Genomic DNA, 21,763 nt, shown 5'->3' with positions numbered 1-21,763 from the left:
TTTATGCTGCCACCTTTTTTGTAAGTTCTATAATCTCATTGATTTCCGCCGTGGTAAATAAGCCACGGATTCCTTGTGGGTGCAACACCGTAAAGGGCGACTCTATTAGATCCCGCTTCTGCACAGTCTCTTTCTCCAATATAAACTCCTTGAGCAGGTTTAAGAAATCCAGTTGTCGGGAGCTTAGATTCGTATGGTTATGGATAAATTGTTCAAATGCCCTAGTGACTGTTTCCGGAAAACTTACTAATAACTCAAGCCCCAGAATATGCCTAATGAACTGCATGAACTTTGCTTTACGATTTTTGTATACATTCTTCAGTAGATCTTCGGTGATATGTGGATGCTCATCATGCAATACTGTGGCAAGCTCTTCTGCCTCATCTTCGGTAATCTCTATTCCTTTTTTGATCTTTTGCAAGATAGGATTACTCTCAGTAAGCTCCATAATGAGCTCCTCCACCATTTCACGGTACTTAGAGACACTGACTACTGAATGTTCGGGACCGAATTCCACCATTTCTTTTGTTTTAAGCACATCGATAAAATCATACTGAGCAGGTCCAAGAAGTTTAACATCTCTATCCCGATATTTCATAAGAGCAGATAACCTTACAGCAAGTTCATCGAATGTTTCGTCTGTTGCTTTTGTCCAGAAATGATTTGTTTGAGCAAGCTTAATAATGGACTCTTCCCTAGCAACAATATTAACCGATAGTGGAAGTTGACTAATCAATTCGACGATATTATCCTTTAGAGTCTCGAATTTCTCTAGCTCTTTAGCCAACATCGCCAACGATGCTTCAAGTAGATCCTTCTGAAATCGCATAGCCTTGAAATCCGTTTGTGCAACTGTTCTAAATAGTGGTTTTATGGTAGTACGCAAGAATTGAATCTTGTCATGCGTTAACTTTGTCCAGAAATTATCATTTTCTATCTTGTGTAAGTCTGTGGCTGACTCCTGAATGACCACCGAGTTTCTCGGGAGCTCCTGAATTTGTTGTCGAAGTATATTAACCTCTTTTCCCGCAATGTCATCATTGTGCAAATCGAGCGCCTTTTCAATCTTATCTAGCCTGATACCGACAAAACGTACAGGAAGTGGAATTTGAGCAGTTGTTTCTTTGCCCTTTGGGTTAAGCTTAAAATATTCAAAGTTTTCCCAGCAATCCAAAATAAGGAATCGATCCTTCTCGGTACACCAGGGCTTTATTTTGTGTGATTCTAATAGTCGAGTACCCCGACCAATCATCTGCCAGAATTTGGTATAAGAATAAACTGGCTTAGCGAAAACAAGATTAACTAGTTCTCTAATATCAATTCCTGTATCCAGCATATCAACACTAAGGGCAACTCGAGGCATATCGTTATTGGTGAACTGGTCCAGGAGTCCGCCCTTTCCATAAACACGCGGATCATCCGAGACAAGCACCTTAGCCAATTCACCTGCGTATTCCGGGTAAAGCGAGTCGAATATTTGTTCCATTCTCCGGGCATGGGACTTGGAAGAACAAAAGAATATCGTTTTCCCAGGCAAAACACCGTTTGAATCTTTAATCGACTCTTCCATGAATTCCTTCACAATAAGCGCGTTGGTTCCTTTATTGATAACCGTCTTCTCCAGCTCAGTGCCTTCGAAATTGATCTCCTCCACCTCTTTACCCTCAAGGATTAATTGCTTTTGGTCTTCTAAGGAGATCGTTCGTTTGCTAATACCTTCAACCTGAAACTTAGTATGTATCTTCATCACTTGAAAATTACATAAATAAGGCGGGGTGCGATTAACTGCCTCCTCATACGTGTAAGCAAATGTTGGAAGACCATCGTCACAGTTAAATAGCTTGAAAGTATTATGATCAATAATATCTGATGGAGTTGCCGTTAACCCAAGACTGATTGCCTTGAAATAATCGAGCACCTCTCCGTAAGTGTTATATATGGATCGATGACTCTCATCAATCACAACCAAATCAAAGAAGTGTGGTGAGAGGCTATTTCCTTCTTCCCTTATAATATTTAGCATTGTAGGATAGGTTGAAATATAAATTCGGCGATCTTTCGCAACTAACTTCTCACCGACCTTAGGCCAACGGGGTTCAGCGGGCAAGTGTTCCTTGAATGCTGCTAGTCCCTGCTCTCGTAGGGCTATTCTATCCACCAGAAATAATACCCGTTCAGCATGGCCTGCACGCATTAGAGCATCCACAAGGGCAATACAGGTTCTTGTTTTCCCAGTTCCGGTAGCCATAACCAGAAGAAATTTCCGTTGTTTCTTCTCTATTCCTTCCATCACTGCGCGAATCGCACGAATCTGATAATCTCTTCCGGCGATTTCAGTGTTTATTAGCTCATCGGCAAGTGGTTTTCTATGTTCCCGAATATAATGAAATCGTTCTAAATCATCACGGTTTGGAAAGCCTACGACTTTTCTAGGTGGGTAATTTTCTAAATCCCAGAAATGAATCTCAGATCCATTAGTATAAAAACAGAACGGGAGTTTACCTCCATATTGCTTTTGAATGTTATAACAATACTGTTTCGCTTGTTCCCGACCGATTGCAGGGTCTGTGGAACTCTTTTTAGCTTCTACAACAGCCAGTGGTTTTCCGTCTCTGCCCAACAGAACATAATCACTATAGTGATGACCTCCATAAGGCATTCGCCCCTCGGCCACCCCCTCAGTCAGAGGTATAGAAATATCAAACTCCTGTTTAACTTGAGCAGGATTGTTCACATCCCAACCTGCACTATAGAGTTTAGTATCTATAAGTTCTTTTCGAGTTTGTGCTTCCGTTTTCATTGGTTCTCCTAACTTAGGATTCCACCTTGCATGTAATAAAAAAAATTCTAAGGTGCAGGAGTCTCACAAGGTCCAAGTAAAGTTAATTTCAAGTCTTTCAATTCGCTAAACTTTATAAATGCTCAATGACATGTATACCATATTGGTTCCAATTATTATATAATATCACATAAAAATTTTCGCCCTACTTATGATACGGTTCCCCCCGATTAATCTTCACAGCCCGGTAAATCTGCTCCACGAGCACAAGCCGCATCAGCTGGTGCGGCAGAGTCATGCGCCCGAAACTCAGCTTCTGCTGCGCGCGCTTCAGCACCGCATCGGACAGACCATGGCTCCCGCCAATTACAAATACAATGTGGCTTGTCCCGTACGTTCCGAGCTTGTCCATCTCAGCAGCGAGATCCTCGGAGCTCCACAGCTGACCCCCGATCGCGAGTGCAATCACATGTGCTTCACTCTTCACATGCGCCAAAATTCGCTCGCCTTCACGTTCTTTGACGCCCCGTACTTCGGCATCACTCATATTGTCCGGTGCTTTCTCGTCAGGCACCTCAATGACTTGAAATTTGACATAAGGCCCTAACCGCTTCGCATATTCCTGAATGCCCTGCACTAAGTACTTCTCTTTTAATTTTCCTACGCTGATAATCTGAATCAACATGCTGTACTGCCTCCTGCTTGTATCTAAACTTTTATTTATTTTAAAATTGTTAACTTTCGTCAATATATTACTTACATTCTCCTTACTGGAGTGTACCATACCCTGCCTTCATCTAAATATAATTTTACAGCTCGTCACAAATCATCCTGCTTAGTTGTTATATAGCATATACAAACGTGACGAAAGGAGTCGATCTATCTGAATACCGGTCACTCACCCAATCCAATGCCTAACCATATTGAGCAGATTGTCCAAGAGATTCAACAAGGTGACATAGAGCAATTTCGCACCGTGATTCAGCAATTTCAAAGGCAGATCTATGTGTACTGCAAATGCCTTCTTAACGATAAAGATCAGGCTGAGGATGCCGTCCAGGAAATCTTTATCAAGAGTTATCAAGACATGAACAGCTATTCCCCGACGGTATCGTTTCAAGCCTGGCTCTACAAGATTGCATATAACCACTGCTTGAATCTCAACAAGAAAAAAGCCCGTGACCGTAAGTTCTTCCATACCTTAAAAGAGCTGTATCGCCCATCACTACAACACCAAATTGACTCTCCATCTGAACTCCAATATCTGCTTAATCCATTAACTATGGAGGAGAAGCACATCCTGCTGCTAAGAGCTGTTGAAGAATACACGTACGATGAAATAGCCGAAGTCATGGACTTAAAGTCTGCCACCATCCGCAAAAAGTACGAAAGGTTACGCAAGAAGCTCAAAAACGAGCATCATGCTCAAGAAGGGGGTTATATCCATGAGTCCGCATTCCATAAATCAAGAGGATGAAATAAAACGTATCTCTGCGCAAGTTAGGGGTTTAAGCTTACATAAGGATTTTACGGAGCCCATCATGTCCGAGCTGTATATCCAGCAGCAGAAGCGACATCCAGTTAAGCACAACCACCTCAGACGTATAAAAAACCGTCACAAAACTTGGCTGCTTACCTCGCTTTCCACTGCTGCGGGGGTCATTCTAGTAGCAAGTCTATTCACATCCTCAAGCATGGCTGCTTCTCTACAGCAGATCCCTGTACTGCAGAGTATCTTTCGACTAGCAGGAGATCTCGGGCTCTACCGCGCAGCCAATGAGAACCTCTCCGATCATCCCAATGCAGTTGCATCCATAGGTGATATTACGGTTACCGTACCCGAGGTTGTATATGACGGGAACCGAGTATCGTTAAGCCTGATAAGAGCAGCTGGTAGTTCAGCTTCGATGTCACTTCGAGATCAGATATCAGATATTGATATTTGGGTAGATGATGTAAATGTTCAAGCCTCAGAGAGCGGAAATCATATTCCTATCTTTTCTTTTCCTGGAGCAGACGATAACTCAGCAATCATTGAATTTGTCGATTTAGGTAATCAAGGCGGAGAGTCCTTCCCCGATCAATTTAAACTAACACTGCGCTTATCCATGAATGGCTTCAGCGATCCATTATCCTTGTCGGTGCCTGTGACGATGACTAGTGGCGATCATATAGAGATTGAACCTAGTATTTCGAAGGATGATGGAGACCTTACCTTCAGTCTCAAGAGAATCGAGCTTACACCAATTACAACGAACATTACAACAGCGATCTCACTCCCTGAGGGGGTGGCCTATGACGCTATAACGAACGGCATAGCCTTTGATGTATTAGACGAGAGCGGGAATAAGCTCCAGACACTAACGGGAATTGGGCGAAGTGATGCTGTTCGCAATACGTTTATATCAGATACGAGATATCAGCCTTTTGCCGAAGTTCCAGAGAAGATCATCATCAGACCCTATAAATATATTTATAACGATTCATCGAACACGACTTTTGCCAAAGATGAAAATGGAAATATCATCGTGGAGTATTTGCCCCAGCTTGATATTGAAATTTCACTTAAAGACTACCTTTAGAACGCACAAAAAAGAGCGTATGACAGCAGCTTACGCTCTTTCCTCATCAGGGGGTGCAGCCGGAATGATCAGCCGGAAGACGGTGCCCTGTCCTTTTTTACTATCCACTTCAATTCGGCCCTTCAGCTTGTTGATCGTGCTATAGACCATGAGCATCCCAAGGCCCGTGCCCTCCTGCTTCGTGGAGTAATATGGCTTGCCCAGTCTGGACAGCTCCTCTTTATCCATGCCAACCCCTGTATCCTCGATGCGAATCACAATGCTTCCCTTATGCTCCGAGATGTGAATGATCAGCTTGCCGCCGCCCTTTTCTTTCATCGACTCAATCGCATTCTTATATAAATTAATCAGGCATTGCTGAATTTGGTGCTGATCGTAGTTTGTGCTGAGTGAATTGTCATAATGGGTCTCCACTTCAACATCATATATCATCGCATATGGCAAAATAATATTCGTGGTATACTCCAGATCTTCGCTTAAGTCTGCGTACACCATGTTCTGTGACTGCGGCTTGGCGAAGGATAGATAGTCGCTCACAATTTTCTCGGCTCGTTTCAGCTCTTCGAGTGACAGCTTAATATATCCCCGTTCCTTCTCCGTCATCGTTTCCGATTTACTGAGCAGTTGCAAGAAGCCACTCGTGACGGTCAGCGGATTCCGGATCTCATGAGATACGCTGGCCGCAAGTTCGCTGACCACGTTCAATCGTTCAGACTGCAGCACGCGATCCCGATAATGGGCATTGGCTATTATTTTTTCAATCAGCATCATCGCAATCATCATGAACACCGTATACGTCGTCAGCGCATGCCCAGCCAAGTTCCAGAAGGTAGCATCCACTTGCTTAATCACGATGATTAAGGTAATCAAGTACCAGAGCATAGTCAGAAAAGCCGTAGCCGCCGCGGCCACAATCCGCCTCTTGGGAGCCAGTCCCAGAAATCTTTTGCTGTATAAAGGAGCCGCTATAAATATACTGATTGCAAATAACACAGCGGGCAGGACTCCTTCTCCACCAACATATAATCTGCAAACAATTAGCGCTACAAATAGCGGAAAGCTGCAGCGATATCCACCAAACAAAGCAACGAGCAGGAACGGAATATACCTCAGATCAAACGTATATCCATACTCCAATTGAAAAGGCATGAGCATGCACAGACACATGGCCACCGTAGACAGGATAATCAGTATTTTTTTGTTATAAGAGACCGGTCTATTTTCGAAGAAAATCAAAAAAATAACGACCGGAAAAAGCAAAATCAAAAAGTTTAACAACAGCGTTTCGAGCAAAGGGGCTACTTCCTTTCATCGGTATAGCATGTCTATGTTATATTTGAATATATTACTCCAATTACTCCTTCCAAGTAAATTAAACTCATTATTTAAATATTGGGAGAATAAATCAATTTTATCATTCATCAAAAAGGTGGATTCGAAACTATATATTTTTGATTCAAGCTGCTAAAGGTATCCTGCTATGGGTTCAAATTACGCAAAAATAAAGCCAGATCTCCTTATCGTAAAGGGAATCTGGCTTATTCATTATTTATTGAAATTGAATCGTACTCAGAGCTGCCTTACCGTTCAGCACGATATATACGTCCTGACGTCCGCTCATGCCTTCCACTGACACCGTGTAATCACGCCATCCTTGTGCTCCCGTGGACTCAAGCTCTACGCTTCCTGCCACCGGACCTTCCGGACCTTGCAGACGAAGCTCGGCTGTTGCCGCCGTTTGGGCTGCTGCACGCAGAGTTACGCTGCTTACACCTTCACCAAATTCAGCATCCTGGAACACGATCCAGCCGGACTGTTCCTTCACTTCAACCGCACTGCCGCCTTCATGACATTCTCCGATCAGTACACCTTCGTAATCATCATAGTTGAAGGCTTTCACTGGCTGCTTCAGATCACGCGGCGGAATGACTTCACCTTCCACCTTCAGCTCTGCATTCACTCGCAGATCTGCAGAGGAAGCACCCACCATGAACGTATAGCTGCCGCTCTCGATGCAGAAGCGCTCACGAGTTACGTCCCAGATTGCGATCTCACTCAGCGGAAGCTTGAAGCTCACATCGGCAGACTCACCCGGCTGCAGCAGCACCCGCTGGAACGCATGCAATTGCTTCAATGGACGCTTCACACGAGAATTCTCCGCATGTCCGTACAGCTGCACGACTTCTTCACCGGCATTATCTCCTGTATTCGTAATGCGCACCGTAATGCCTACTTCACGATCCTGATCTGCTGATACCGTATTCCGATCAAGACGGATCTCATCATAACGGAAGGAGCTGTAGGATAAGCCGTGTCCAAATGGATACAGCACTTCACCCTGGAAGTATTGATACGTACGATCTCCCTTGATCACATCGTAATCCATAAATTCAGGAAGCTGATCCGTTGACTTATACCAAGTCATGTTCAGGCGTCCCGCTGGATTCACATCACCGAAGAGAACATCCGCTATCGCATTTCCAAGCTCTTGTCCTGCATGGGTCGTGTATACGATCGCTGGCACATTCTCTTCCGTCCAGTTCAGAGCATAAGGATAGCTGCCGACAACAACCACAATTGTATTCGGATTGACGGATAGAACTTCCTTGATCAGCTGCTCTTGAGATGCCGGAAGCGTAATGTCCGGACGGTCGATTGTTTCTTTACCGTTAATGAGCGGATGGTTACCGACAAATACAACGGCAAGGTCTGCATCGGCTGCGGTTTCCTTCGCTGCAGCGAATTTATCAGTCACCGTCTCCACTTCGAAGATGTCTGCGCTGATCTTCTCTTCTCCGCCTGCCACAGAAGCGGCGCCGGATACATTGATCTCGTTCGCTGTCTCTTCCGCACGGCCTGTTCCGACAAGCAGTTCACCGCTCTCTTTGTTCACGGTAACCGGTGTGTCGTTCCATGTGGAGAAGGTAACTTCCTCGGCATTCTCTCCTTCAGGACGAACAAGGAAGATTTCCTTCGTAAACCATTCCCAGATCTGATCTGCAGATGCCTTCACAATACGATCATCTGTGGTCAGATACAGACCGTTGTCCTCTGCAATGATCGTGTGGCTGTCCCAGCCCCAATCGGTCATTTCAAATACAGCAGCTTGATCAGCGGCTTCGCCCGTAGCAGCAAGAGAGGACTGATCCTCTTTGCGTACCTGCACATAGCGTCCGCTGTCCTTCGCTTTCAGCTTCACGCGGTCAGTGCCGCCAGCAAACGTCGTTTCACCGCCATGGCTGCTCAGCTTATCCTGAATACCTTGGAGCGGAGTAACCGCGTAAGGCAGCGAGCCGCTGTACCAGTCACGATATACCGTACCGCCAAGCGGGCCAATAACGGCAACCTTCTTCAGCTTATCTGCTTGCAGCGGCAGCATGTTTCCTTCGTTCTTGAGCAGAACTACGGCTTTGCCCGCTGCTTCTCTCGACAGCTTGGCATGCTCTGGATGCATAATGACCGACTCATCGATCGCCGCATACGGGTTGCCTTCCTCAGGGTCGAATTCACCCAGACGGAAGCGAACACGGAACGTATTGCGGAGTGCAACATCCAGATCGCTCTCACTGAGGAGTCCTTCCTCTAATGCTTCACGAAGCGACTGCTTAATGAGCTCGCCATCATCTGTAATACTGTCGATGCCGCCTTCCTTCACGGAACGAGCAACAGCCTCTTTGTAAGTCTCCAGGTAGCCATGATCACGGACCGTACCGGATACGTCAAACGCATCACTGACAACAAATCCGTCCATGCCCCATTCCTGCTTCACAATCGCGTTGACATCCGGGCTAAGGTTAGCTGGAACGCCGTTGATGGCATTATACGCTGTCATCATGGACTGAGCGCCGCCCTCTTTGAACGGAATCTCAAACGCTTTCAAATAATACTCACGCATATTACGCGGATCAATGCTGACTGATGCATCGCCGCGGCCAACCTCGTTATTGTTCGCTATAAAGTGCTTCAGTGTCGCAATCGCTTTCATATACTTCGGATGATCACCCTGCATTCCCTTAACCAGAGCGGATGCGAGTTTACCGGCGAGCACCGGATCTTCACCGTAAGCTTCCTCTGTACGGCCCCACCGAGGATCGCGTTCCATATCGACCGTCGGTGCCCATAAGGTCAGACCATTGATCTCCGGATTCTTTTTGTAGAAGCCCCGTGCTTCGTCACCGATTGCGCTTCCAATTCGCTGCATGAGTTCTGTGTCCCACGTGCATCCGAGACCGATCGGCTGTGGATACCCGGTTGCTTCACCAAGCCAAGCCATACCGTGAGCCGCTTCTGTACCATGCTTATAAGCCTTAACACCAAGGCGTTCTACTGCCGTTTGATATTGAATCATAAGTCCCACTTTTTCTTCCAAAGTGAAGCGAGAAACCAAGTCATTTACCCGTTCTTCAAGTGGAAGGGAAGTGTTCTGGAATGGATATTGTGTTGTACTCGACATATTGAATCCTCCTTCGGGTAGACTCCCTCAAGCGTATTTTATGACATATCCGATATAGGGGCTACCCGAAAAATTAGAGGCGTTTTCATAGAATATTAGAGTTGCGGAATGCGGTTTGAAGCCGCCTGAATCGCATGGTATGCCCAGTGGCTTCGCGGAACATCGGTCCACAACTGCTGCTGCACATCGGTTACTCCAGAACGTCCGAGCACGCGATTAATCACCGTTACGGCTTCCGCTCGGGTCAAATACTGATCCGGATGGAAGGGTCCGCCTGCTGTTCCGATCATATATCCTGCCTCGGCAGCCAATGCGATGTTGGATTCAGACCAATGATTTATGGCATCCGTAAAAATAGTGGCTGTGCTGCCTTGAGTCAGCTTAGACTCCAGACCTGCCCAGCGAACAACAATCGCTGCCATCTCTGCCCTTGTAATCGAGCGCTCTGGCCTGAAGGTACCATCCGGATATCCGGACATCAAACCACTCATTGTGATTTGTTCAATTTCATTGCCTGCCCATCCCAGTGCATCAATGTCGTTGTATATCACAGCATGCTCTGTTCCATCTGTTGCAGCCTGGACCCGATACAGCATGGCTGCCATCTCAGCACGGGTAACGGCCTGACCTGGGCGGAACGTGCCATCGGGATAGCCTGCTATATACGCATCTCGGAAGGGAGCAGTCTCATCATCCTCTGTCTCCGATTCATCTCCGTCTGCTTCATTCTCGTTGTCGTCCTGACCCTTCCCATTCTCAACCGCAGAGCCGTCAGGTACAGGTACAGTCCCTGTTCCAGCATCTCCGCCAGGCTGTGGAGTTGGTGTCGGTTCTGGTTCTGGCTCTGGGTCTGGATTCGATCCTGACCCCGATCCCGGCTCATAAGCTCGCTCATAGCTCAGATAAAAATCATCCAAGGTCCCCCATGCGCCTCCATCTGCTTTTATGGCTGCACCAATCGTGATCTCGCCCTCTGTCACAAGAATATCCTTGATTTCAGCGGTGCTCCACTGGACCCATCCATTCACTGCTGTGTCTTCTCTCACTTCTTTCCCATCCACTATCACGTATAAATACATCTCCGAATTCGCCGCATCGCCGCCTTGAAGATTCATGGACACATTATAGTAGCCAGGCTCCAGACCCTCTACGGTCTGCTGGGCCTTGAAATCCACCTGATCTGCAGAATAGAAATGCAGCGAGTAGCTGCCCGTCTTGGCATCCATTGCATTGTTCTGATAATCCGTGTGCGGTACTGCACCTTCCGGATAGGTAATACTCCACATGCTCCGGTCACTCTGTTCAAAGCTTCCATTCACGATCCAATTTCTCTTCTTTATTTGCAGAAATGCCTGTACGCTATGCCCGCCTTCTGCCGTGCCTTCGATCACATAGCTGCCAGGGCCTGCTGTTATGGCATTACCCAGCTGCGTCTCATCCCAGGTTACCGTCACGCTCCCTGTTGTTCCATCATTGTAGGTCACACTTGTTACACTAGGTAATGAGAATGGTTCGCCCGCGATAGCCGATAGGTGTACGTCCTGAACGGCATCGATGACAATCGGGGCCACAGCACCCGTATGAACATATTTGAATACATTCAGTGATGGCAAGGGATGTCCTGCAAAATCAAACAACGCCTGATTATCCACGGCGCTTCCGCCATACCATTTCCCGGCATCATGCGGATCATATTCCGCTGCATAGCTGGATGCCCAGCCTGAACCATGTGCTTCCCAGATCGTTCTGTTCTGTTCAAGCTGATCCTCGGGACCCACCGGAAGCCATGCCGGTTCCCAGTAGAACACCCCAATGCCGGCTTCCCCTACCTTGGCTACTGCCTCAATGACATTACGTACCGAGGTAGCCTGTCCTTGAACCGTAATAGGATACTCAAGGGTTTGGCCTGAATTGCTTGGTGCTGTGTTACCGTGTCCGTCCCCATCCTGATCCGTATAGGTATATGAGGTTTCGGCTACCATGACCTTTTTGCCGTACGTATCCGCAACCTCCGTCAGGACTGCTGTCAGGTTCGACAATGTTCCATGCCAAAAAGGATAATAGGAGCTTGCAAACACATCATAATCTACATTATTTCTCTCAAGTTCTTCCGCATAGTGCATGTATCTTCCTGAGGTTTCAGGATTCGTAAAATGCAGGGCAACTAGAATTTCCGAATCCACCTCTCGAATGGCCCGGCTTCCTTCATTAAATAGCTCGCTGATATGTGACCATTCCGTCTCCCCTGCAAACTGTCCATTCGTTTCATTGCCAACCTGAACCATCCCGATATCAACGCCTTCGCTCCGCATCGCTTCCAGGCTGTCTTTCGTATATTGGTACAACGATGCCTTCTTCTCATCCAAGCTCATGCCTTCCCATGCCTTCGGCGCTTTCTGCTTAGCCGGATCTGCCCAGAAATCGGAGTAATGAAAATCCACCAGCAGCTTCATTCCGTTAGCCGTTGCCCGCTTACCGATCTCAATCGCCCGAGCGAGGTCGTTATTACCGCCGCCATAACCATTGCCTGATGCGTCATAGGGATCGTTCCAGATCCGAACACGCACATAATTGACGCCTGCGTCATGCAGTGTTGTAAATATGTCCTGCGAATGACCTGCCTCATTATAGAACTGGACACCGCTCTCCTCTAACGCGATAATGCTGGAGATATCCACCCCCTTGATGAAGTCGGGAGACAGCCCTTCTACCTTTTGCACAAAAATGTCTGCATCTACCGGCTTCGTCGTATCCGTGCTCACTTGTCTTAACTCTGCCTGATCGAGGTATCCCCAGGAACTTGGTGCACCGCTGATGATTGCCCCGATATTCAGATCCGCCGTCTCCTCCTCCAGAATGAATTGCAGACTCTGCTTCCCCCATTCGTTGTAGCCCGTCGTAAGCACTTCATCCCCCATATCCTGACCAGCGATTAAGGTTACGCTGCCAGCTTCTGCAGCATCACCACCCATCGATTGAATGGATAACTCATAGGTACCAGAAGGCAGGCTTGAAACCGTTTGTGTTAGCATAATTGTCTGCTCCCCAGTGGCCGTATCCTTGATCCAGTATTTAAAGGCATGCTCTCCTTCAAACCCCTCAATATAGGAGTCATCCTGATAGGCAAACCGCTGAATATCCACGGTATTCCAATTGTCAGTAGCGATATTCCATGATCCATCTGTCCAGAAATCAGACTCATATCCGCCATTCATAAGGTACGCATTATGTGGGTTTGCATGTGCCACAGATCCTGCGATTCCAGCCGGTATACTGAACCCCGTAAACCCCACCATCCCAGCCAGTACAAGACTGCCTATCCTTTTTCCCATTCAATCATCCCCCATCTTCTATTCCAACGAAATAAAAGCACAGCCATGCTGCTCCTAGTTAGTACTCATCGAATTTATGTAAGCGCTTTTAAAATACTATATCAATGCGGGTGCTTGGCGTGAACGGATAATAAATGAACATTTCGTGTGCTAAAGCAACTACTTTGGCACAAGGCTCTATAAAACACAAAAAGAGCGCAGTAATACGCTCTTCTCCCATCCCTATAATGAACATCAAGCTCTAGCTTCCTACGATGCTACACGACCAGAAATTCCGCATTGTTGTCGCATTCGGAGCATTTCACCGGCGGATCCCAATCCGAGAATTCGGTTTCCTTCAGATCGACAATATCCGGTGCGTCCTCGAACTCATCGACGAACAAATCAATGGCATGCTCCACATGCTCTTTACATACGGTGTACATTCATTCAAGCATCCTTTCTGTCTTGAGGCCTTTCTTATATGGGGTCATCCTCTGTCTTCATGCAATACATAAATTAATAACCCCTTCTCCTGTTCTACCATACCTGTCCTAGAAAATAAACCCTTAATCTGTTTATTCTGTTCCAACCTATCCCTATCTTTCCCCGCAGGCACCCAATGTCATACAGATATCCTATTCCAACCTGTGCTTCGTTCTACATTCAGATAATTCAAATCCCGTTCCAGTTATTGTAAAATAGGAAATGATCCATTTCCGAAAGGAGGGAAGCCCTATCCATTCCGATCTTAATTCTCTCTTGATAGTTACGTTCTTTATTCTAAATGCGCTGTATTATTTTCTGTTCTCCTGGAGCTTTGAAGTAGAAAGATTTGAGCCTATAGAGAAAACAACCGCCTTGAAGAGGATAGATGTCGCAAGTGCGATAATTTCGATGGCTCTTGTCATGGTTAGCGTGTATATCATGGAACAGCCAAATGCCTTACTATTTTTCGCGTTTACCCTGATTCATGCCTATAATGCGTTTAAAGAATGGAAACTCAATCGACTCTCAAGAGAGTATTTACGCTCATTGTCACTATGTATCTTCAGTACTGCATACACCGTGACTGCCTTCGTCGTCTACCACTAAGCCAGCTGCAGCTCAGCCTAGGCAGCTTCATTCAATTCTTATGAGACTTCACATCTTGATCCACATAAAAAAAGTCCGACATCATCATGTCGGACTTCAGCAAAATGTGAGGAGCCAGCTGTCTAAGCTTCTACTCTCACCACTCATTCCACTATCATTCCACCGGCTTATCGGTCAGCTTCACCGTTGCTTCCTGCAGCTTCCCATCCCGGTAATAAGAGATGACCATCTCATCCCCGATCTTCTTCTTATCATACAGATACTTTCGCACATCCATCGTCGATTGGATCGGCTCTCCGTCAAATTCAACGATGACATCATTCAGCTTAAGTCCTGCTTCGCCCGCTGGTCCGGATGACTCCAGTACAAGAGCGCCTTCCTCTACCGAATCAGGCAGCTTCAGCTCCTTGCGCTGCTCCTCGTCAAGCGGTGCATAGGAGCTCGACAGATCAATTGTGTACACACCGAGGAAGGGTCTTGATACTTGGCCATCCTCCATCAGATCGGTCACAATCTTCATCACATCTTCTGTCGGAATCGCAAAGCCAAGGCCTTCAACCCCCATGTCTGCAATCTTCATCGTATTGATCCCGATCAGTTCACCCTGCATGTTGATCAGCGCTCCACCGCTGTTACCTTCATTGATTGCAGCATCGGTCTGAATGACATTCTGCTCCCAATCATATACTCCGTCCTGGTTAATCGATACAGGGATCATTCGGTTCGTATAGCTCACAATCCCCGAAGTCATCGTACCACCAAGACCCAGCGGATTACCGATCGCAAGCACGGTTTCTCCCCGGCGAATCTGCTTCGAATCACCGATTTCAACCGTTGTATTGATGCCTTTACTGTCAATGGACAGGACGGCTACATCGCTGATGCGATCCTTCCCGATGAGCTTTGCCTCTTTGGATACCCCATCCACAGTAACAGCCTCCAGATTATCTCCGCTGTCCACAACATGATGGTTGGTCATAATATAGGCGGTATCGCCTTCAATCTTAAAGATGACACCGGATCCTAGAGCCGCATCCTCTATGCGCGAGCCGTCGATCTCACGATGGCTGACAATACTGACAACAGCAGGCCTTACCTTGTCACCGGCAGTAATAATGCGTTCATACGGATCACCTTGCGCTGTTCTGAGTGAAGTACCGGAGAAGGCCGTCTGAGCATCCCCCGGCATCGCAACGAGTGCGAATATACCAACAGACACAACCGCACTAATCACCGAGCTAATAATGGCAACTTGAAGCATGGAAAGAGAGGAGGACCCTGATGTACTTACTGTTTTTGGCCAGAATTTCTTACGGCTGAATCTTACCCGCCCTATCGATTTTCCGGTCCGTTTCGATACTTTGGTGGAATAAAATTCGTCATCAAACAAACCCATTAAATCCTCTCCCCTTCGTATCACTACGCATCAAGACCTGTTCTTCTCGCCTTAACACTTGTTACATGGTTATATATCAAATCATCAAATGTATGAATCAAGACACTACTATATTAGACACCTCCGTTGCACAAAAAGTTTCTAGGAACTTTTTCCAGCACAACGGCCCGTCTAGAACGAACAATAAGACATATACCTTAATTTCACCAAAAATTAGAAGATTCAAGCAGTCTTTCGTTCAGTTCAAACAGCCTTTTTAGCATACCACGGCTCTATATTTCGTTACAGAGGAAAAAACAGGAATGATTCTATGCTCTCCTGACTACAATAGAATACAAGCCGAATTAAAGAGATTAATAGAAGGAGGTCTACACATGAATCGTGTCTACTCTGCAATGGAAGAGATCCAAATGGCAGCCAAGCTGGCTGATCTGAAGGAAGAGCATTATCGCAATACCCTCGCCCTCAGTGTAATCATCGAGCTGCTCGTCGAGAAGAATATCCTGACCCGTGAAGAGGTGGAGAAAAAAGCAGCCGAGCTCGACAGCTTTATGGAGAGCCCACCTTATCCCACGGTGTAGGCCGGTCATAATACGTCTCGCACAGCTGAAATTCACTGTCCTTGTAGAAGCAGCCCCGGTCCTCCATCGCACCGCGAACGGTCAACTTCGCCAGCTCCATCATATTATGGTCCCGGCTCAAATGTGCTAAATACGCTCGTTTGGTTCGGCCGTTCAGCAGCTCACTAAGTGCCGCACCTGCCGCTTCGTTAGACAAGTGTCCCAGATCACTCATGATACGGCGCTTCGTATTCCACGGGTACCGTCCCATCCGAAGCATGTCAATGTCGTGATTGGATTCGAGCACGAGCACATCTGCATCCGATATGGCAAGTCTAACCTTGTCGCTCATATAACCGAGATCGGTGGCTACACTCAGCTTCTCCTTGCCATCATAAAATGAATAACCCACCGGCTCGGCTGCATCATGAGAGATCCCGAAAGATTCCACACGCAGTGACTCAAACTCACGGACCTCTCCGCTCTCCATGATCCTGATGTTCTCCTCTGGAATTTTGCCAAGCGCCTTGTGCATCGCCTTCCAGGTATTCGTGTTTGCATAGATCGGTAAATTATATTTACGTGCCACTGCGCCTAGTCCTCGAATGTGGTCAGAATGCTCATGCGTTACCAAGATTCCATCCAGCTGAGACCCAAGCATGTCCCGTTCAAGCAGCAGCTCATCTATTCGTTTGGCACTCAGGCCAGCATCTATTAATAAAGCAGTATCCTCATTACGCACGACAGTCGCATTGCCTGTCGAACCGCTCGACAATACGGTAAAAGCGATCCCCATAGCTTAAAACTCCTTACGGTTTATCTGACTTCGGACTAATAACCTCTCCGCTGATGCCCTGCACATAATACTGCTGCCCGCTCTCGAGCACGAATCGCCATGCAGGGGCTGCGACCTGGCTGTCCGAGTTGAACTCCTCCCCATAATATCCGAGCTCAATATCCTGAACGACGGCTTCATCGGGCAAGAATAATTCAACCAATGTGCCAAGCGCCTTCGAAGCCGGAAGCACCTGTTGTTCTTCTTCAAATGTCGACATTTCAATCGGTGACAGCTCATAAGCCGTTATTTTTTGATTGGAATAATACAGTGCCAGGTCCACATGAAACAACGGCCATTTCTGTTCAGCCAGCGGATGCAGGATGAAACGATCCAGCACGTCTGGATTGGCCAGTGGATCGAGCTTATATTCCGCAATGTTCGGAATAAATGGCTGCAGTGCGGCTTCCATCTCCTGCTCAGAGAAGATCAGCTTGCTGTCGATCGGCTCTTCCAGCTGAATCGGCTTTGCTGCCTTGCTTCCATTCACATACCGATAGGTGAGCTTGGGCATTGCAGGTGTTTCACTTGGAATGGGAGCGAGAATCTCGATTCCCTTCTCTTCCATGAGCCGCTGTGTGCTCTCTCCCAGCGAGGTGAAGTCCAGACTTGAGCCCGCAGTTTCCCGCGCATCCATCCAGAGCTGATATCCGAGTACCAGATTCAGCAGTAAAAAAGCATAGATTAACACATTCTTAGCACGGCCCCAATCCATTTCCTCACCTCATTTCATTATAGACCTTTGACAGCACAAGTCCAGGGTAGTGGAAGCACATCAAGAAGATGGAATCGTACTCACTTGACCGCTGGCCAGCGTGATTTCCCATACGGGAACCAGCTTCATTCCAGCCTCTGATACGACCGGCTGATAAGCCGGATTTAGCTTGATAACCTGCTGTTCGCCTGCTGCCGCCTTGATCTGTTCAGCCAGCTCGTCCCCATAAGGAAGCTGCACCATCTCCTTGCCGAGCTCCTCAGCTTCATTAAGATACAGCAGTGAACGCTCATATGTGGATACGAGCTCCTTCTGAACCTCGAGACGCATATGCTCATATCCATACTCCGGCAAATCGAGCACCGGATAACTCTCGTAATAGGGGAGTAGATGGACCTCCGTGCTGTCTCCATCTGAGTCAATTTGCATCTGGTACGTGCCATTAAATCCCCCATGCTGATTAACAAAATCAATCGCCGCAAGAGTATCCTTTGTCCGATCACCCTCGCTCGCCTGTACGGCTGCCGGGTCATTATAGCTGACCCAGCGCTGATTGAAATTCACCTGAAGACTACGCTTGCTGTCCGTATAGATTTCTGATCCATCCTTCTCTTGGATGTTCCGTGTCATGCTGGGATCGAAGAACAGGCTTCGCTGCATCTGCTCCACCGTGTACTGCTGGGTCCCCAGCTCGGCCTGAACCATCTCCAGTGCTTCTTCAGGAAGATAATATCCTCCACTAGTCAGCTTGTAGGGAGTCCAGCCTGCCCCGAAGTCGACATGCTGCTTAATATCCTGAACTGTAAGATCCACATCGGCAGCTTCGTACACCACGTCGCCCTGTGAACTAAAGAACAAGGCACGTGCCTTGTCATCACTATCTGTATATATCCAGATCTTATTGATTGTTTCAGCTTCAAATAATGGATCACTGCTGAGCTGCATCACTCTTTGCAGCAGTGCCACCGGCATCCCGCCTTCGAACGACAGCTCAATTCCCAGATTCTCTTTCTTCAGCTCATTCCAGTTCTCCGAGCTCACACTCTGTCTCTGAAATTCTCCGAAGCTGCGCCCGGCAAGCCGCGAATAAATCAGCTGATAGAAGGTCGATTCTGGATAGAAAAGTGTATGCCGGTCTTCACCCATATGAATAACCATGTGATCAGGGAAGATCAGATTCTCGATTCGCTGCTCCTGACCCATATTCTCCGTCTTGATATAATTGGAATCGCTTGTAACAACCGAATAACTGCCCGGCAGCCGGTAGATGAGAAAATAGCTCTGAAACAAGCTTGCGGTGATCAAGATTGCGAGTACGATTGTCTTGAATCTTTCCTTCATCTACAGCTCACTCCCTTCTTGCTCCAGCGGAAGTGTAAAGGTGACCTTCGTCCCTCTGCCCAGCTCCGATTCCAGCTCAATGTCTCCCCCATGGGCTTTGACGATCTCGCGTGCAATAGATAGTCCAAGACCCGTTCCACCCATACTGCGCGATCTCCCCTTCTCAACCCGATAAAATCGTTCAAAAATACGGTCAATATCCTTCTTCGGTATGCCGATTCCGGTATCTTCCACGGATATAGCGACCGTATCTCCCATATGAGTCGCGGATAAAGTAACGCTGCCGCCCTCATGCGAGTACTTCAGCGCATTGGATACCAGGTTATCCAGCAGCTGGTCGATCTGATCCCGGTCCAGCGGTACCTCCGGCACATCCTGGTCCACGATAACTGCCACATTCATATACTTCTGCTGCATTTGGAAGGAGAACCGGTCGGCTACCTCATCCAGCACATCCATGATCACGGTCGGCTGCTTCCGCAGCGGTGCTTCATTGGAATCAAGCCGGGATAAATGAAGCAGGTCCGTGACAAGCCTAATCATACGCTCGGTTTCATTTTGAATAACCCCAACAAATCGTCCTCCGAGCTCCGGATCTTCAATGGCTCCATCATCCAGCGCTTCTGCGTAGCTCTTAATCGTCGTCAGCGGTGTACGCAGCTCATGAGACACGTTGGCCACGAATTCTCGCCGGGATGCCTCCAGCTCCTCCTGCTCGGTAACATCCTGCAGCACGATAATGGCCCCTGTTCGTTCTTGATCGCGCCGCTGCACCGGTGTGAAGGTAACCCGAATCACCACCGAATCGTTCTGACCAGATGGCTGGATTTGAAGCAGTGTTGACGCGGTAATTCCGCTCAGCATCGTCTCTGCTTCTTCAACCTCAAGCCCGAGTACGACTGCAAAATGCCTGCCGCTCATCGCAGCTTCATCCCGGCCCAGCATCATGCTGGCCCGTTTATTGACCAGAATGATCCGGCCGAGCTCATCGGTAGCGATTACGCCGTCACTCATATTTGCCAGAATAGAAGACAGCTTATCCTTCTCCTCTTCATTCTCAGACAGTGCCGTTCTGAGCTGGCTCGTCATATAGTTAAAGGTGCTGCTGAGCTGCCCGATCTCATCCTTGCCGAGCACAGGCATCTTGGTGCTGAAATCCCCTTCTGCCACGGCGTTGGCCTTGCGTGTAAGCTCCTTGATAGGGGCTGTGATGGTATGTGACAGAATGACGCCCAGTACAGCGGTCAGTCCAAGTGCAATCAGCACCCCGGAGATAAATATGTTATTAATCCGCTCCATTGTCGTATACAGCTCATTCATCGATGCCGCGATATACACAGCACCTACGATTTTGCCCCCAGAGGAAACGGGCTTGGCTACGACTTTTTTGCGGACATTGTCTTCGTCAATTATGTTTTCTTCGTTGTCGCGGATTCCTTGCAATGCACGGCTTACCACCGTCTGCGTGTTCTTGCGTCCGATATAATCGTTATGTGAGCTGAGCGTCGTTGTTAATACCCGTCCGCTTGCATCCAGCACCTGAATCTCGGCTCCGTTGATGTTAAAGAGATTGTTGACGAGCGTGCCCAGATTCTCTGTGCTGTCCTCTTCTCCCTCACTGTCACCTGTAACCAGCGCTTCAGCAACCAGAACAGACAGCATTTCGGCGCGCGCATGCAAATCCTCTGTGAAATTGCTCGTGAGTGAAGTCTTCATCGCACTGACAAAATAAACCCCGATCAGCTGCATCGCCACCAGAATAAGCAGCACATATACAATGATCAGCTTCGCCTGCACTGTGCGGAAATAAGAGGTCCATTTCATCTACAAGACTCCGTTCTTCGATCCCCGAATCAAGTACCCCAGTCCTCGGCGGGTAACAATCGTTTCCGGTTTGCTCGGATTCTCTTCAATCTTCTCCCGCAGCCTTCGGACCGTCACATCGACTGTGCGGACATCGCCAAAGTATTCAAATCCCCATACCGCCTGAAGCAAATGCTCTCTTGTCATGACCTTGCCTGCGTTCTTGGCCATATAATAGAGCAGCTCATACTCTCGATGTGTAAGATCAAGAGCCTGTCCATTTCTGTAGGCTGTATACATATCTGTATCAAAATAAAGATCGTGCAGCTTCAGACCCTGTGCCTCTTCCTCTGTCTGCGGAGGCTCCGCTGCTGTCTCTGACTTCTGCTGTCTTCGCATCTGTGCCTTGACTCTTGCGAGCAGCTCGCGTGTGCTGAACGGCTTCGTCACGTAGTCGTCTGCTCCCAGCTCAAGCCCGAGCACTTTATCAATCTCGGAGTCCTTTGCTGTGAGCATAATAATCCGGGTTTCCAGCTGAGCCCGCACCTCCCGGCATACATCCATTCCATCCTTGCCAGGGAGCATCAGATCAAGCAGGATTAAATCCGGTCTTTCGGATAGAGCGAGCTCAACTGCTTGAATGCCATCAAATGCACAGATAACCTCGTATCCTTCTTTCTCTAAATTAAATTTCAGGATATCTGCAATCGGCTGTTCATCATCGACCACTAGAATCTTTCCCTGCATCCGTTCGCCCCACCTTTGATTTTGCGTCTTCTATAACTGCCTTTTTTATAATCGTATTCTCATTCTAACATACCTAAACTGGCAACTTCACTAGGTGAGAAGGGCTCTTTCCTCTGCTCATCAAAAAAGCATGATCTGTGTCTATA

Annotated in this window: 15 protein-coding genes; 3 read left to right on the top strand and 12 right to left on the bottom strand. The window is 47.6% G+C overall.

Going from position 1 to position 21,763, the window contains the following annotated elements; genetic code table 11:
- Position 1: 1 nt before the first annotated feature.
- Positions 2-2,800: a type I restriction endonuclease subunit R gene (locus BK126_RS19255; RefSeq protein WP_076314182.1), complete on the bottom strand. Its 2,799-nt coding sequence runs from the start codon at positions 2,798-2,800 to the stop codon at positions 2-4.
- Between the two features lie 184 nt (positions 2,801-2,984).
- Entirely contained in the window at positions 2,985-3,464 is a 480-nt protein-coding gene (gene rlmH, locus BK126_RS19250) for a 23S rRNA (pseudouridine(1915)-N(3))-methyltransferase RlmH (protein WP_076314181.1), read from the bottom strand.
- Positions 3,465-3,689: 225 nt separating this feature from the next.
- On the opposite strand from rlmH, the gene BK126_RS19245 reads away from it, so the two are divergent.
- Complete coding sequence (locus BK126_RS19245) at positions 3,690-4,256, top strand: RNA polymerase sigma factor (protein ID WP_076314180.1); 567 nt, start codon at positions 3,690-3,692, stop codon at positions 4,254-4,256.
- Entirely contained in the window at positions 4,225-5,361 is a 1,137-nt protein-coding gene (locus tag BK126_RS19240) for a DUF4179 domain-containing protein (RefSeq protein ID WP_076314179.1), read from the top strand. The genes BK126_RS19245 and BK126_RS19240 overlap by 32 nt, the downstream gene beginning before the upstream one ends.
- A 30-nt stretch (positions 5,362-5,391) precedes the next feature.
- Here BK126_RS19240 and BK126_RS19235 read toward each other — a convergent pair whose 3' ends face one another.
- From BK126_RS19235 to BK126_RS19210, 5 genes are all read right to left on the bottom strand, one after another.
- Positions 5,392-6,654 carry an ATP-binding protein gene (locus tag BK126_RS19235; protein ID WP_076314178.1) on the bottom strand — a complete coding sequence of 421 codons (1,263 nt, stop codon included), beginning with the start codon at positions 6,652-6,654 and terminating at the stop codon, positions 5,392-5,394.
- A gap of 256 nt (positions 6,655-6,910) precedes the next feature.
- Positions 6,911-9,814 carry a glycoside hydrolase family 3 protein gene (locus BK126_RS19230; protein ID WP_076314177.1) on the bottom strand — a complete coding sequence of 968 codons (2,904 nt, stop codon included), beginning with the start codon at positions 9,812-9,814 and terminating at the stop codon, positions 6,911-6,913.
- Positions 9,815-9,909: 95 nt separating this feature from the next.
- Entirely contained in the window at positions 9,910-13,146 is a 3,237-nt protein-coding gene (locus tag BK126_RS19225; RefSeq protein ID WP_076314176.1) for a glycosyl hydrolase 53 family protein, read from the bottom strand.
- Between the two features lie 257 nt (positions 13,147-13,403).
- A complete protein-coding gene (locus BK126_RS19220) occupies positions 13,404-13,571 on the bottom strand; it encodes a CxxH/CxxC protein (RefSeq protein ID WP_076314175.1) in 168 nt (55 codons plus the stop codon).
- Between the two features lie 803 nt (positions 13,572-14,374).
- Positions 14,375-15,616 (bottom strand): S1C family serine protease, encoded by a 1,242-nt coding sequence (locus BK126_RS19210; RefSeq protein WP_076314173.1) that lies wholly within the window; start codon positions 15,614-15,616, stop codon positions 14,375-14,377.
- 374 nt (positions 15,617-15,990) lie between these two features.
- Here BK126_RS19210 and BK126_RS19205 point away from each other — a divergent pair, with 374 nt between their 5' ends.
- Positions 15,991-16,197, top strand: coding sequence for a hypothetical protein (locus BK126_RS19205; protein WP_076314172.1), 207 nt, complete (start codon positions 15,991-15,993; stop codon positions 16,195-16,197).
- Here BK126_RS19205 and BK126_RS19200 read toward each other — a convergent pair.
- From BK126_RS19200 to yycF, 5 genes are read right to left on the bottom strand one after another with little or no spacing between them, the layout of a single operon-like run.
- Entirely contained in the window at positions 16,166-16,972 is an 807-nt protein-coding gene (locus tag BK126_RS19200; RefSeq protein WP_076314171.1) for an MBL fold metallo-hydrolase, read from the bottom strand. The two genes, BK126_RS19205 and BK126_RS19200, sit on opposite strands and share 32 nt — an antisense overlap.
- A 13-nt stretch (positions 16,973-16,985) precedes the next feature.
- Complete coding sequence (yycI, locus tag BK126_RS19195; RefSeq protein WP_076314170.1) at positions 16,986-17,726, bottom strand: two-component system regulatory protein YycI; 741 nt, start codon at positions 17,724-17,726, stop codon at positions 16,986-16,988.
- A gap of 60 nt (positions 17,727-17,786) precedes the next feature.
- Positions 17,787-19,067 carry a YycH family regulatory protein gene (locus BK126_RS19190; protein WP_076314169.1) on the bottom strand — a complete coding sequence of 427 codons (1,281 nt, stop codon included), beginning with the start codon at positions 19,065-19,067 and terminating at the stop codon, positions 17,787-17,789.
- On the bottom strand, positions 19,068-20,891 hold the full coding sequence (gene walK, locus BK126_RS19185) for a cell wall metabolism sensor histidine kinase WalK (RefSeq protein ID WP_076314168.1): 1,824 nt from the start codon (positions 20,889-20,891) through the stop codon (positions 19,068-19,070). It abuts the gene before it with no gap.
- Complete coding sequence (gene yycF, locus BK126_RS19180; protein ID WP_076314167.1) at positions 20,892-21,617, bottom strand: response regulator YycF; 726 nt, start codon at positions 21,615-21,617, stop codon at positions 20,892-20,894.
- Positions 21,618-21,763 lie beyond the last annotated feature (146 nt).

It is taken from the genome of Paenibacillus sp. FSL H7-0326, from assembly GCF_001955535.1.
In the GTDB taxonomy this organism is placed as follows: Bacteria; Bacillota; Bacilli; order Paenibacillales; family Paenibacillaceae; genus Paenibacillus; species Paenibacillus shunpengii.
The sequence above is the reverse complement of the archived record's forward strand: the minus strand, read 5'-3'. Positions and strand labels throughout refer to the sequence as shown.

Bases quoted from the DNA above. Each gene is read 5' to 3' on its own strand.
- BK126_RS19200 (WP_076314171.1), bottom strand. From the start codon at position 16,972: ATGGGGATCGCTTTTACCGTATTGTCGAGCGGTTCGACAGGCAATGCG.
- BK126_RS19255 (WP_076314182.1), bottom strand. From the start codon at position 2,800: ATGAAAACGGAAGCACAAACTCGAAAAGAACTTATAGATACTAAACTC.
- rlmH (WP_076314181.1), bottom strand. From the start codon at position 3,464: ATGTTGATTCAGATTATCAGCGTAGGAAAATTAAAAGAGAAGTACTTA.
- BK126_RS19225 (WP_076314176.1), bottom strand. From the start codon at position 13,146: ATGGGAAAAAGGATAGGCAGTCTTGTACTGGCTGGGATGGTGGGGTTT.
- BK126_RS19240 (WP_076314179.1), top strand. From the start codon at position 4,225: ATGAGTCCGCATTCCATAAATCAAGAGGATGAAATAAAACGTATCTCT.
- BK126_RS19245 (WP_076314180.1), top strand. From the start codon at position 3,690: ATGCCTAACCATATTGAGCAGATTGTCCAAGAGATTCAACAAGGTGAC.
- walK (WP_076314168.1), bottom strand. From the start codon at position 20,891: ATGAAATGGACCTCTTATTTCCGCACAGTGCAGGCGAAGCTGATCATT.
- yycI (WP_076314170.1), bottom strand. From the start codon at position 17,726: ATGGATTGGGGCCGTGCTAAGAATGTGTTAATCTATGCTTTTTTACTG.
- BK126_RS19210 (WP_076314173.1), bottom strand. From the start codon at position 15,616: ATGGGTTTGTTTGATGACGAATTTTATTCCACCAAAGTATCGAAACGG.
- BK126_RS19220 (WP_076314175.1), bottom strand. From the start codon at position 13,571: ATGTACACCGTATGTAAAGAGCATGTGGAGCATGCCATTGATTTGTTC.
- BK126_RS19205 (WP_076314172.1), top strand. From the start codon at position 15,991: ATGAATCGTGTCTACTCTGCAATGGAAGAGATCCAAATGGCAGCCAAG.
- BK126_RS19230 (WP_076314177.1), bottom strand. From the start codon at position 9,814: ATGTCGAGTACAACACAATATCCATTCCAGAACACTTCCCTTCCACTT.
- yycF (WP_076314167.1), bottom strand. From the start codon at position 21,617: ATGCAGGGAAAGATTCTAGTGGTCGATGATGAACAGCCGATTGCAGAT.
- BK126_RS19190 (WP_076314169.1), bottom strand. From the start codon at position 19,067: ATGAAGGAAAGATTCAAGACAATCGTACTCGCAATCTTGATCACCGCA.